At 48.8% G+C, this 13,001-nt stretch carries 15 protein-coding genes; 10 read left to right on the top strand and 5 right to left on the bottom strand.

Features of this window, described 5'->3' with window-relative positions; all coding sequences use genetic code 11:
- The 4 genes from B3850_RS01620 to B3850_RS01605 are packed head-to-tail and all read right to left on the bottom strand — an operon-like array spanning position 1 to position 2,696.
- The gene (locus B3850_RS01620; protein ID WP_286874716.1) at positions 1-357 is read right to left on the bottom strand and encodes an Hpt domain-containing protein; all 357 of its coding nucleotides are present in this window, start codon (positions 355-357) and stop codon (positions 1-3) included.
- A complete protein-coding gene (locus tag B3850_RS01615) occupies positions 354-1,370 on the bottom strand; it encodes a succinylglutamate desuccinylase/aspartoacylase family protein (RefSeq protein ID WP_286911286.1) in 1,017 nt (338 codons plus the stop codon). Before B3850_RS01615 ends, B3850_RS01620 begins: the two co-directional genes overlap by 4 nt.
- Before the next feature lies 1 nt (position 1,371).
- Positions 1,372-2,277, bottom strand: coding sequence for a 30S ribosomal protein S6--L-glutamate ligase (gene rimK, locus B3850_RS01610; RefSeq protein ID WP_053954523.1), 906 nt, complete (start codon positions 2,275-2,277; stop codon positions 1,372-1,374).
- Complete coding sequence (locus B3850_RS01605; RefSeq protein ID WP_053954524.1) at positions 2,274-2,696, bottom strand: ATP-dependent zinc protease; 423 nt, start codon at positions 2,694-2,696, stop codon at positions 2,274-2,276. The genes rimK and B3850_RS01605 overlap by 4 nt, the downstream gene beginning before the upstream one ends.
- Before the next feature lie 180 nt (positions 2,697-2,876).
- On the opposite strand from B3850_RS01605, the gene B3850_RS01600 reads away from it, so the two are divergent.
- Both B3850_RS01600 and B3850_RS01595 read left to right on the top strand, forming a co-directional pair.
- Positions 2,877-3,557: an EAL domain-containing protein gene (locus B3850_RS01600; RefSeq protein WP_286874002.1), complete on the top strand. Its 681-nt coding sequence runs from the start codon at positions 2,877-2,879 to the stop codon at positions 3,555-3,557.
- Positions 3,558-3,683: 126 nt separating this feature from the next.
- Positions 3,684-4,343, top strand: a complete 660-nt coding sequence (locus tag B3850_RS01595) for a DUF2982 domain-containing protein (protein ID WP_286873999.1) — start codon at positions 3,684-3,686, stop codon at positions 4,341-4,343.
- 49 nt (positions 4,344-4,392) lie between these two features.
- Here the strand turns inward: B3850_RS01595 and mutH are convergent, their stop codons facing one another.
- Positions 4,393-5,067, bottom strand: a complete 675-nt coding sequence (gene mutH / locus B3850_RS01590; RefSeq protein ID WP_286873996.1) for a DNA mismatch repair endonuclease MutH — start codon at positions 5,065-5,067, stop codon at positions 4,393-4,395.
- 94 nt (positions 5,068-5,161) lie between these two features.
- Between mutH and rppH the strand changes: the two genes are divergently transcribed.
- The 8 genes from rppH to tcdA all read left to right on the top strand — a co-directional run bounded on the left by rppH (position 5,162) and on the right by tcdA (position 12,925).
- A complete protein-coding gene (gene rppH / locus B3850_RS01585) occupies positions 5,162-5,674 on the top strand; it encodes an RNA pyrophosphohydrolase (protein WP_053954528.1) in 513 nt (170 codons plus the stop codon).
- Between the two features lie 2 nt (positions 5,675-5,676).
- A complete protein-coding gene (gene ptsP / locus B3850_RS01580; protein ID WP_058576004.1) occupies positions 5,677-7,947 on the top strand; it encodes a phosphoenolpyruvate--protein phosphotransferase in 2,271 nt (756 codons plus the stop codon).
- Between the two features lie 2 nt (positions 7,948-7,949).
- On the top strand, positions 7,950-8,738 hold the full coding sequence (locus B3850_RS01575; RefSeq protein WP_058576005.1) for a sulfite exporter TauE/SafE family protein: 789 nt from the start codon (positions 7,950-7,952) through the stop codon (positions 8,736-8,738).
- A gap of 21 nt (positions 8,739-8,759) precedes the next feature.
- Positions 8,760-9,551 (top strand): prolipoprotein diacylglyceryl transferase, encoded by a 792-nt coding sequence (lgt, locus tag B3850_RS01570; protein ID WP_058576006.1) that lies wholly within the window; start codon positions 8,760-8,762, stop codon positions 9,549-9,551.
- Between the two features lie 182 nt (positions 9,552-9,733).
- Positions 9,734-10,585 (top strand): thymidylate synthase, encoded by an 852-nt coding sequence (locus tag B3850_RS01565; RefSeq protein WP_058576007.1) that lies wholly within the window; start codon positions 9,734-9,736, stop codon positions 10,583-10,585.
- 120 nt (positions 10,586-10,705) lie between these two features.
- Entirely contained in the window at positions 10,706-11,734 is a 1,029-nt protein-coding gene (locus B3850_RS01560) for a response regulator (RefSeq protein WP_286911285.1), read from the top strand.
- Entirely contained in the window at positions 11,731-12,150 is a 420-nt protein-coding gene (locus B3850_RS01555) for a PAS domain-containing protein (protein WP_053954532.1), read from the top strand. The genes B3850_RS01560 and B3850_RS01555 overlap by 4 nt, the downstream gene beginning before the upstream one ends.
- Positions 12,143-12,925 (top strand): tRNA cyclic N6-threonylcarbamoyladenosine(37) synthase TcdA, encoded by a 783-nt coding sequence (gene tcdA, locus B3850_RS01550; protein WP_286873983.1) that lies wholly within the window; start codon positions 12,143-12,145, stop codon positions 12,923-12,925. The genes B3850_RS01555 and tcdA overlap by 8 nt, the downstream gene beginning before the upstream one ends.
- The last annotated feature ends 76 nt before the right edge of the window (positions 12,926-13,001 follow it).

Here is a 13,001-nt window from a genome sequence, read left to right as displayed (position 1 = left end):
TTAGTCGGTTTGCGGGTTTTCGTTGCAATAGTGTTGGACTTTTTGATTCACTTCAAAAAGGAAGTGGTTCAGTTGTCTAATCTCTTGGCGCTTTTCACTGTCAGTTAAGCTGGGCCACTTATTGAATACTTGTCCAACAAACTCACTAAACGTATCCGCACCAATTGTTGCCGTTAAACTTTTTAATGTATGTATCTTAATTTTTGCTTCATTGTCGCTAGCAAGCAGGGCGTCTTCGTCTATCAGCGGTGAAAACTCCTCCAGGTAACATTGAAGGACTTCACGATAAAGCGACGGTACATCGTCGCAATGGTGCAGACCTTTCTCAAAGTCGACAGTTGACAGCTTCATCGTCATAAGGGCTTGTTCTCATACACCTCGGTAAATGAATCCACACTTTCTGTGGCATCGGATATGACATCTTTGTCAAACTGAGCCACATTGAACAACGCCTCGCCTTCGTTCGCAACCGGAATATTGCTGCAGCCAATAATAATGCCGCGAACCGGTGACTCAATAGGGTCGTCTGCACCGCCGTGAGGGTTCACACTTAACGCCAGTATTTGACCTTTCTGAATGGTTTGTCCCAATTCTACTTTACGAAGTATTAGACCGTCCCGCTCGGAACGAACCCAAGTGGAGCGGTGCGATATAACTGGTGTAATACGGCGTCCTTTACGGCGACCTTTAAGCATTTTCAGGTGCTTCATGACATTCTGAACACCAATAACCCCGGCACTTATTGAAGCCTCGTCAAAGCGCAACGCTTCGCCTGCTTCATAAAGAATGAGCGGAATACCTAATTCAGTCGCTAAAGCCCGGAGTGAACCGTCCCTCTCTTTGGAATGCAAAATAACTGGCGTACTGAATGATTTAGCCATTTCGAGAGACTTGTCGTTATCAACGTCCGCGCGAATTTGCGGTAGGTTACTGCGGTGAATGGCGCCGGTGTGTAAGTCGATAATATGGGTGGATTTTTTTACCAGCTCTTCACTGAATAAAAAGGCCATGCGACTGCCTAATGCACCACGTTCAGACCCCGGGAAACAACGGTTTAAGTCACGTCTGTCCGGTAGGTAACGAGACTGTTGGATGAACCCAAATAAATTCACGATAGGCACGACGACCAGCGTTCCGGCAAGGTTGTGGGCGTCGGTTTCGTTAATTAAGCGGCGGCATATTTCTATGCCGTTGAGCTCGTCGCCGTGAATAGCGGCAGATACCAACAGAACCGGTCCCGGCTTGGTACCGTGGAATACATCAATACGTAAGTCCAGCGGTGCATCGTTATAAAGGCGAACCGCCGGCAACGTAATATGCTGATGTGAACCGGACTCAATACTTTGCCCGGCAAGCTCAAACCGCTTCATTTTAGCCTTTTCCTTTCGTACGTGTTTTATGCGCCTTTGCATTCTTTTCTAAGAACGTAATAATTTGCGAGGCAACGTCTTTTTCTGTTGCCTGCTCAATGCCTTCAAGGCCTGGCGATGAATTCACTTCCATCACTAATGGGCCGTGGTTCGAGCGTAAGATATCGACGCCGGCCACATTCAACCCCATAGTTTTTGCCGCTTTAACTGCGGTTGCTCGCTCTGCCGGAGTCAGTTTTACTAAGGATGCGCTACCTCCACGGTGAAGGTTCGAGCGGAACTCTCCGGGTTTGGCCTGGCGTTTCATAGCGGCTATGACTTTGTCGCCAAGGACAAAACAACGGATGTCTGCCCCACCGGCTTCGCGAATGTATTCCTGCACCATGATATTGGATTTCATGCCCATAAAGGCCTCTATCACGCTCTCAGCCGCTTGTGCCGTTTCGGCTAACACCACACCGATGCCTTGTGTTCCCTCGAGTAACTTAATAACTAACGGCGCACCACCCACCATATCGATTAAATCGGGAATGTCTTGTGGTTGGTCGGCAAAACCGGTGGTTGGCAAACCAATACCTTTGCGCGAGAGTAGCTGCAATGAGCGTAACTTGTCGCGGCTGCGTGAGATAGCGACCGACTCGTTTAACGGGTAAGTGCCCATCATCTCGAATTGGCGCAATACGGCGGTACCGTAAAAGGTTACAGATGCGCCAATACGCGGAATGACGCAATCGTAGTACGGTAACTCTTTACCGTGCCGGTGAATTGAATTTTCTCGCGCGTTGATATTCATGTAGCAGCTGAGTGGGTTTAATACATCAACCTCGTGGCCTCGGTCACGAGCGGCTTCAATCAGTCGGCGAGTCGAATACAGCGAAGAGTTTCGCGATAAAATCGCTATTCTCATTTTACATCTCCAAGTAAGTGAGAGGCATCAGGGTTGACCAGAAAATGACCTCGCATGGCCTGGCGTCCCAATAACATTCTGAATTTCATAGTGTCTCTGTTAGTTAAGGTCAGTTCGACCTCCTGGTCAAATGAGCCGAGCACGAAACGAGTTTTTATCACGTAGCGTACTTCAGTATGGCCTCCAGAGTCGGTCACTTCTCTTTTGTCATATACTCTTGCTTCGCAAATGTGCTCTTCCAGTGATTCTTGTTTAGGGTGAACGAAAATGCGCAGCCATTCCTCGCCTTCTTTCATAAACGGTTCGAGTTGAAAAGCGTGCAAACACGACGTTTTTGCGCCAGTATCGACTTTCATGTGAATGTTACTAATGCCGAGCGCGGGGAGGTGACCCCATTCTCTCCAACCAATTGTTATCATTGTGCTACCTTGTAATATAATGCTGAATGCTTAATACAGTATTTTTCAAAAAAGGCAATTTTTTTAGTGATCATTTGAAAAAATTTTTTCGTTTGAAGACGATGAAAAAGTAAGCAAGGAAACTTTATGTCTGCATGTCCAGGATGCGATTGCCGAACGCCACTAAACTTCGGTATTAAAATGGCTTTTCAACCTATTGTTGATGCCAGCCAAAAAAATGTGTTTGCCTACGAAGCGCTCGTGCGCGGAGAAAATGGTGAAGGCGCCGGAGAAGTATTAGGCCGAGTCACGGAAGAAACCAAGTATACCTTTGATCAAAGCTGTCGGGTAAAAGCCATAGAAACGGCCTCAAGAATTGAGCTGCCGTCAAAGCTAAGCATTAACTTTATGCCGAATGCTATTTATGAGCCAGAAACCTGTCTGGCCAAAACCTTATCGACTGCGCGCAAGACAGGGTTCGATAAGAAGAACATTATTTTTGAGGTAACCGAACAGGAAAAAGTGGTCAGCCAGGACTTTCTGGTGGATGTTTTTGAAGCCTATCGGAAAGAGGGATTTATGACTGCTATTGATGACTTTGGTGCTGGTCATTCCGGATTGAACCTCTTGTCTGATTTTCAGCCTGACATCATTAAGATAGATATGAAGCTTATTCGTGATATCGATTCTAATAAAGTGAATCAGGTACTGGTTAAAGGTATTTTGGATATTGCAGAGCAGCTTGGCATACGAATTATTGCCGAAGGCATAGAGACCGAACACGAGTTTAAGTACTTGCAAGATGCTGGTGTCTCTCTTATGCAAGGTTACTTCTTTCAAAAGCCGATGCTAGAAGCCATACAACCCGTCGTATTCCGGTAAAGACGCAGCCTGATGCTATTGCATCAGGTGCGATGGTGAACCATCATTAGCCTGTGAATTCAAAATCGCACCTGACGTAAATCACGTCGGGCTACATAAACCAGTTTGCAGGAATAAAGGAACGCCATGCAATTCACCGTAAGCCCACAAGCCAGACGCAATGCCATAAGCTTTTGCGGTATCGCGCTGCTTATATTGGTGCTACTAGTCTTTCTGCATCTTATTAGGGATGACATTCCAATTGGCGTTTCAGTTGTTCTCGGAGCGGCCTCGGGCATATTCATGTTGCTTGGCATAGGAAAGTTAATAGAACCTCCAGTCTCACTGGTAATTACCCCAGAAGGTATTCAATATCTACACCGGCGCGGTGAGTGGCATATTCGGTGGGAAAACATCATTCGCTTTGATGTACCCAGAGTAAACCGAGTACTAGATCTTGAAGATGCGCCCTTTATCGGTTTCCGTCTACATAATGTAGAAGAGGTTTTAGACGAGATATCACCACGCTTAGCTTCCGCACTATTGTTTGAGCAGCGCCAACTCTTGACAATGGCACTACGGCATCAAGCTCCCGACCGGGAGGACTATACGCCATACTTCGACATTCCAGACAGTTACACAAGCCCTAATGGTAAAGTTTATAAAGGACTTATTGGCGTTTTTGGCAAGCGAATGGAACAAATGCGCGAGCTTCTTGGTTACGACCTTTATGTTAGTGCTAATGCACTTGATAGAGATATCTACGAATTTAAAGCTCACCTCCAGCGTTTGCAGGCAAGCCGTTAAGATCGCACCTGATGCAATAGCATTAGGCTACGTTGAGGTACGCCTCTGATTAAGCAAAAATGCGCTGAAGGATGGCTCGGGTGAAGTCTTTTTTGAGGTAGAACCCGCGGGGACGAACTTTAATGATGGTGCCTTCGGGGCCAATGGCGTCCGTTAGAACAGAGCCGTCAGCAGCTTTCGGCCGTATTTGCATAACTTCACCTTGTCGGGCAGTAATGCTCTCGACCTGTCCTAACGCGATTCTATCCATGTGCTCTTCCCAGTCAGCACGAAGTTGAGCTTCCTCTTTCTCATTGGGTGCCCAAAGGAAAGCGCTGCCAACCACCCGGTCAGGAACGGGTATCTCGCGGCGGCCATCGATAGGCAACCAGAGTACATGCTGAAGTTTGTTGCGCACGTTCGACGTAGCCCACTGCACCCCTTTAATACTCGTCAGCGGGGCGCTGCAAACAAAAGTCGTTTCCAATGGCTCTCCTTCTGGAGTGACCGGTAGCGTTTTTAATTCAACCCCCAACTCAGGGAAGTCCTGAGTGGGCTTAGAGCCTGCAGTAGCGCCAAGGTGCAGTTCCAGAAGTTGTCCCACCCAGCCTTTGTCGCGGCGTAGGTTTTCTGGGGCAGTTAAACCCACCTGTTCGGCTAATTCCGAAAAGCGCTTACCGGCAAGTGCGGCTGCGCGTTCAAACAGTTCGTCAACGGATGTAGGGCGAGAGGGCTTGTCTGTCATGTCGTAAATCTGCGCAAATCCAAAATGAGTATTTGCCCGAAACCGGGCTTTATGGAAGAATCCACTGTAACAGAGAATAATTGAGGATGCTCGCGTGATAGATGCTGAAGGATTCCGACCCAACGTAGGAATCGTCATCTGTAACGGGCATGGGCAGGTATTTTGGGCTCGTCGAATCAACCAGCAGAGCTGGCAGTTTCCACAAGGAGGCATTCACGACGGCGAGACTCCTGAACAGGCAATGTACCGAGAACTTTATGAAGAGGTCGGTTTAAAGCCTGAGCAGGTCGAAATTCTGTACACCAGCCGTCACTGGTTGCGTTATCGGTTGCCAAAACGACTGATTCGGCGTGAACAACGGCCCATGTGTGTTGGACAAAAACAAAAGTGGTTTTTACTGCGCCTGAAGTGTCGGGAAGAAGACGTCGATGTCTTGCATTCAGGTCATCCCGAATTTGATGGCTGGCGCTGGGTAAGTTACTGGTACCCTGTACGACAAGTCGTATCGTTTAAACGCGATGTGTATCGCCGGGTTATGAAAGAATTTGCCCCGCATGCTATGCCATTTCGCTCGTCCGGAGGGCGTCACCACCGACGTAGAAGATAATGATGTTAGTCACACTGCAAAGAATTGTTGAAGGCGTGAATAAAGCGCCTGACTTTAACATGGCACTAAATACCATGGTCGGTCAGGTACGCGAAGCGCTAGAAACAGACAGTTGCAGTGTGTTTATTGCTGATAACGATCAACGTCAATTCGTTATGGCCGCCAGTGACGGCCTGCGAACAGAAGACGGCTCGTCAATTCGCGTCGACTTCGGTGAAGGTATAATCAGTCTCGCTGCACAGCGGGAAGAACCACTGAATATCGCAGACGCTAGTCAGCACCCTGCCAATAAAAAACTAGTCGACACCAACGAAAATATTTATCGTGGGTTATTGGCTGCGCCTATTATTCACCGCAGAAAAGTGTTGGGTATCGTTGTCGTTCACCAAAGCGTTGCCCGGCAGTTTACTCGCGAAGAAGAAGCCTTCATTGTAACCTTGGCGGCGCAGTTAGCGGTGGTCATTGCTCATGCCGATGCGAAAGGCCTGTTAATGAGTGACCACTCTCCGTGGATTCACAGTCTTCGCGGACTTCCTGGCTCTCCCGGTGTGGCTATTGGTGATGCTTATGTATCCCGACCTGAAGCAAGATTGGATGAAGTCACCCCAAAGCGCTCCGATAAACCGGTTCATGAAATACGTAAGTTTCGGCAAGCCGTTGCGCGCACACGAGCTGACCTAAAAGAACTGTCCCGACGCATGGCCGGGCAGGTTCCTGACGATACGCTGGCTATTTTCGACGTGTATCAAGGCATGCTTGATGCCGCCAGCCTTGGTGATGCCGTCGAAAACATGATTAAAGAAGGCTGGCGCGCGCAGACCGCATTAAAGTACGTGGTTGAACAGTTCGTTTCGCAGTTTGAAGCGCTAGAGGATTCCTACCTTAAGGAGCGTGCGACAGACGTTCGGGACATTGGTCAGCGTGTGCTTATGCACCTGCAGAACCGTCAACGGCAACGTAAACCGCTGCCGGATAGTTTCATATTGGTGGCGGATGAAGTCACGGCTTCTATGCTTGCAGAGTTACCGCAGGACCATATCGCCGGTATTATTTCATTAAATGGTTCAAGTAACTCGCACGCAGCCATTATGGCGCGCAGTATGGGTATTCCGGCGGTATTGGGTATTGATGATATTGATCTCCATTTTTTCTCTGACCGCCAGCTTGCTGTCGACGGTTACACTGGTGAAGTTTATATTGACCCGCCACCACAGGTGCTTAGTCAGTTTCATCAGTTGGCGGAAGAAGAGCAGGAACTCAAGGATATTGTCTCTGAGCACAGCCATTTGCCAGCTGAAACTCAAGACGGTCAGCGAGTTAGTTTACACCTAAACCTGGGGTTAGATGTTGCCCACGATTATTTACAGTCCTTGAATATTGACGGTGTTGGGCTTTATCGCTCTGAAATTCCGTTTATGATGCGCGACCAACTACCGACAGAAGACGAGCAAACGGAAATGTATCAGGAGGTGCTTGAACAGTTTCCTGATCGTCCGGTGGTTATGCGGACACTCGATGTGGGCGGCGATAAACCTTTACCGTATTTTCCGCTGCAGGAAGACAACCCTTTCTTAGGTTGGCGCGGTATACGACTGACGCTCGATCACCCTGAGATTTTTCTGATACAAATTCGGGCAATGCTAAGAGCCAGTATTGGTAAAAGTAATCTACGTATTTTATTGCCTATGATCACTAGCACCAGTGAGGTAGACGAAGCATCACGGCTCATTAAACAGGCGTACTTCGAGGTTGCAGAAGAGCAGGGGTGTGAAGTTGGCGTAAATCTATTCCAGCCGCAATTAGGAGTGATGATAGAAGTCCCTGCAGCTATTTATCAATTACCGGCCATGGCCAGTAAAGTCGACTTTTTCTCAGTAGGTAGTAACGATTTAACACAGTACTTACTAGCTGTAGACCGCAATAATCGACGCGTTGCCAGCCTTTATGACGCCTACCACCCGGCAGTTCTGGCGAGTTTGGATGAGATTGCCCGGCGCTGTGAGGAACTGGGTAAGCCTGTTAGCGTATGTGGTGAATTAGCCGGAGACCCTGGTGGTGCGCTACTACTCGTCGCAATGGGCTACCGACAGCTAAGTATGAACAGTTATAACGTTGACAGAGTACGCTGGATTCTCCGCAACGTGCGTTCAAGTACGCTCAATGTCATGCTGGCAAAAGCGTTACAGGCACGCAACCCGGAGCAAATACGCAGTATGATAGCGGACAAAATGGAAAGTATGGGCTTGGGTGGTTTCGTGCGAGCGGGTAAATAATTATGTTATTAAGCACTTGGCTTTTGTGTTTGGGCGGCGGAGCAGTTGCCGGTTTGTTGGCTGGCATGCTTGGTATTGGTGGTGGTTTAGTTATTGTGCCACTACTTATTTATTTGTTGCCGATAATAGGTGTGCCTCCTGAACTGGTGGTTCCGAGTGCTATAGCAACCAGTTTGGCTACCGTTTGCATGACAACCGCCAGCGCTTCGCGTTCTCATGCTAAGCACGGCTTAATGGAAAAGTTTTGGTTAGTTCGTGTTTTGCCTGGCTTGTCTATCGGCGCAATGACCGGAGCGTACCTGGTTACCGTTATCGACCCCGACTGGCTGAAACGTATTTTTTCCATTGTATTAATAGCCTTGGCTGCTCGAATGGTTCTGCCTCAGAAAACCGGTGAGCCGATGACATCGGTGTCAAAACGGTTGGTTGCCTTAGGGAGTTATATTATTGGCACCATATCGGGCTTAGTTGGAATTGGCGGAGGGGCCTTAACTGTGCCGTTTTTAACGAAAATGCGACTGCCTGTGCGTCAGGCTATTGCAATATCGTCGCTCGGTAGTTTTATTATTGGCTGTAGTTCCGTCGTTATGTTTATTGCTAATGGCTGGCTGTCGGGTAAAGCCACTGGGGCTTTCGGGTTAATTCATATACCGGCGTGGATAGGCATTTCCGTAGCGTCGGTTTTAATGGCTCCATTAGGTGCTAAACTTGCCCATAAATTACCGGTTAAGCAGTTGCAGCGCGTGTTTGCTGCATTTTTAATTATTGTTGCTGTACAACTTATTTTTTAATAGAACAAGGGAGTGTCCTCAGTGCCTTCGAACGAATACTGGCAGTTTCCAGCGATAGATCCAGTGGCCTTTAGCATTGGCCCTATTGATGTGCATTGGTACGGTATCAGTTATCTTGTCGCCTTTGCATTTGCCTATTTCTGGGGTGTTCGCCAAACCAAAACAGATGAAAACTGGAGCAAAGAACAGTTTAGTGACTTACTGTTCTGGTGTTTCATCGGTGTTTTTGTTGGAGGGCGTGTCGGTTATACCTTGTTCTACCATTTTGACTACTTCCTTGCCGACCCCCTCTATATTTTCTATGTCCACGAAGGTGGTATGTCTTTTCATGGCGGCTTATTGGGTGTTATAGCTGCGATGTTTTTATACGCAAAGAAGAAAAAGCGCGACTTCCTTCAAGTGGGGGATTTTGTAGCACCACTAGTGCCTATGGGCTTATTCTTCGGACGTATAGGTAACTTTATCAATGGCGAGCTTTGGGGCCGTGCGGCAGAAGTACCCTGGGCAATGTACTTCCCCAGCGGTGGCCCGGTGCCAAGGCATCCGTCGCAGCTTTACGAAGCGCTATTAGAAGGCTTGCTGCTGTTCTTGCTTATTTTGTGGTTCCAGCGTAAACCGCGCGGCGTTGGTGCAGTCAGCGGTCTGTTCTTGTTAGGTTACGGCGTGGCTCGTTTCATAGTTGAGTTTTTCCGCGAACCGGACGCTCACTTAGGTCTACTGTCTCTGGGTATGTCCATGGGTCAATGGCTGACCCTGCCAATGATCATTTTAGGTGTTCTCCTGATGGTTCGTGCCAAGCCCCGGACGGCGTAGGGCAGTGGTTGTAGCCTGACATTCATGTCAGGTGAGATGCCGCCGCTCACATAAAAGTCGGGCTACTACATCTATTATTCGTACGTGATTTCAACGGACAAGATCCCACCTGATGCAATAGCATCAGGCAACGGCATCAGGTACGATATAAAATATTACGCACAACATAATTTGTAGAAAAAATGAAACAATACTTAGAGCTGTGCCAACGCATTGTCGACGAAGGTGTTTGGGTTAAAAACGAACGTACAGGCATTAACTGCCTAACGGTTATAAACGCCGACTTAGAGTACGATGTTGCAAACAACCAATTCCCGCTCATTACCACTCGCAAAAGTTATTATAAGTCAGCTATTGCTGAGCTTTTAGGCTATTTGCGTGGCTACGACAGCGCGGCTCAGTTTCGTGAGATTGGCTGCAAAACCTGGGACGCCAATGCCAATGAAAACCAGGCTTGGCTAAACAACCCGAACCGCAAAGGCGAAGATGATATGGGCCGGGTGTATGGGGTACAGGGCCGCTCGTGGCAAAAGCCGGACGGCAGCCACTTAGATCAGTTGAAAAAAGTGATTAATAACCTATCAAAAGGTATTGATGATCGCGGTGAAATAGTGACCTTCTATAATCCCGGGGAATTTGAGTTAGGCTGTTTGCGTCCGTGCATGCATACCCACAACTTTTCACTGTTAGGCGACACGCTTTATTTAACCTCGTACCAACGCAGCTGCGACGTACCGCTGGGGCTTAATTTTAACCAAATTCAGTGCTTCGTTCTTTTAGCTTTGGTGGCACAAATTACCGGACACAAGCCGGGCAAGGCGTACCACAAGATAGTAAACGCTCACATTTATGAAAACCAGTTGGAACTCATGCGTGATGTACAGCTGAAACGCGAACCTTTTCCGTCGCCTCAGTTACACATTAACCCTGAGATTAAATCTCTTGAAGATGTTGAAACCTGGGTGAGCAAAGACGACTTCACCGTCAGCGGTTATCAGTGCCATGAACCCATTAAATACCCATTCGCCGTGTAGCCTGACATTCATGTCAGGAGCGGTATCTCACCTGACATGAATGTCAGGCTACACGAATAGCATCAGGCTACTGCCTGCGCTAGAATAAGGGCACTAAACAACGGCCGGGAATTTCAATCTATGACGCTAAAAGTCACGCTGTGCGATGACTCGAAAATGGCGCGGAAACAGCTGTTGCGCACGCTGCCGGATGACTGGGACGCTGAGGTGCACCAGGCGGAGCACGGTGAGCAAGCGCTTACTTGTGTGCGTGAAGGGCGTGCGGAAATCCTGTTTCTGGATTTGAATATGCCGGTAAAAGACGGCTACGAAACTCTGCAGGCCATCAAAGACGAGCAGTTAGAAACTCTGGTTATTGTAGTGTCGGGTGACATACAGCCTGAGGCGCAAAAGCGCGTGCAGTCATTAGGTGCCATGGCCTTTGTGAAAAAGCCGATGAAAGCCGAGGACGTACAGACTCTATTGCAGCAGTTCGGCCTTTACCAGCCCGCCGGTGGACAACTAAAAGTCGCCGACCAGCAAACTCAGGCTCCGTCTAATCCGCTCGATGTATACCGCGAGGTTTCAAACGTTGCCATGGGTCAGGCGGGTGATCACTTAGCCCGGGTGCTGGATACCTTTATTGAGTTACCCGTGCCGAACGTCAATTTCATTGCGCCTTCTGAACTGCACATGGCGATAGAGTCTATCGATGCTAAACAGCAAGTGGCGGCAGTCAGTCAGGGCTTTTCCGGCAGTGGAATATTAGGGGAGGCTCTAACGCTCTTTAATGAAGCGGCTATTGACGACATTGGTCAGTTATTAGGCGCGAAGCTGGGCGAAAGTGGCTCGGTGAAGCAGCAGCGCATTGAGTCATTAATGGACGTGGCTTCTATTTTATCCTCTGCCTGTTTAAACGGTTTGGGCCAGCAGTTGCATGTGGAGTTTGCGGCGTCACAGCCGGTATTGCTTGGCGAAAACCAGTCCATGCAAGAGTTACTGCAATACGGCGAACAGCGCTGGCAGAAAATTCTGGCCATAGAAATAGGCTATCAGTTGCCGGAGCATAAGCTGGCGTTTGATCTCTTACTGTTGTTCCCGGCCGACGCTGTGAAAATTCTCGACCAGCAGCTGGCGCACTGGCTGCAAAACGAAGAGGATGACCAATGATAGACGATATGGACGAGCTGCACAGCAAGCTAAGCATTCTGGGTGCCATTGATGTAGGCATTGTGGTGGTCGATAACGACAACAACATCCAGATGTGGAACGAGTTTATGCAGAATCACAGCGGCCTGCGACCCAGCGAAGTGCGCGATAAAAATTTATTCCGCTGTTGTCCGGGTATCGACCAGGTCTGGTTTCAGCGTAAAATTGACCGCGTGCGGCAATTAAACTCGCGGGTGTTTATCACCTGGCAACAGCGTCCTTACGTGTTTCGATTTCGCCACAGCCGGCCCATAAGCGGGCAGAGCGAATGGATGTATCAAAACGTCACCCTAATTCCGCTTAAGAACCCGCGTGGTGAAGTGCACCAGGTGGGCATTATTATCTACGATGTGAGTGAACAACCCAGTCATGAGTGAAGTACCCGATCAGCGTTTTGGTGGTGTCAGCCGTGTTTACGGACAACAGGCACTCAACCATTTTCAACAGTTACACATAGTGGTCGCCGGGCTTGGCGGCGTTGGTTCCTGGGCGGTGGAGGCACTGGCGCGCACCGGTATTGGCAAGCTGACCCTCATTGATTTAGACGACGTATGCACCACCAATATTAACCGTCAGTTACCGGCTACCGATGATACCATTGGGCAGCTCAAAACCGAGGTGCTGGCACAGCGCGTGAAAAGCATTAACCCAAACTGCGAAGTTAAGGTTATTGATGACTTTTTGCTGCCCGAAAACTTTGAAGAGTACTTAACCGGCGCCGATGCTGTGCTGGACGCCATAGACAGCGTTAACACCAAAGCGGCGTTAGTAGCCTGGTGTAAACGTCGCAAACTACGCTTAGTAGTCTGTGGCGGTGCCGGTGGGCAGATAGACCCGGGTATGATCCGCGTCGGTGACTTAGCCAAAGCCAAGCAAGACCCGCTACTCGCCAAAGTACGCTCGCAACTGCGTCGCGACTACGGCTTTTCCAAGAACCCAAAGCGCAAGTGGGGCGTCGACTGTGTGTACTCCGAAGAGCAACTGCGCTATCCGGTTATTTCCGGTGAACTGGAAGGTGAAGTGACCCTGCAAAAACCAGGCTCCGGCTCCATGCGCATGGACTGCAGCTCCGGCTTTGGTGCCGCTATGGTCGTCACCTGCAGCTTCGCCATGCAAGCTGTTTCTACTTTGTTAAAACGGATGAGCCCGTAACCTGACGTTATTACGTCAGGAAGGATATCTCACCTGACATAAATGTCAGGCTACCCAAAAACCTTTTGCGTGATAT

Origin of the sequence: Idiomarina sp. UBA4520 (assembly GCF_002388365.1) — a bacterium.
Taxonomy (GTDB): domain Bacteria; phylum Pseudomonadota; class Gammaproteobacteria; order Enterobacterales; family Alteromonadaceae; genus Idiomarina; species Idiomarina zobellii.
This window is presented reverse-complemented; position numbering and strand designations above follow the sequence as displayed.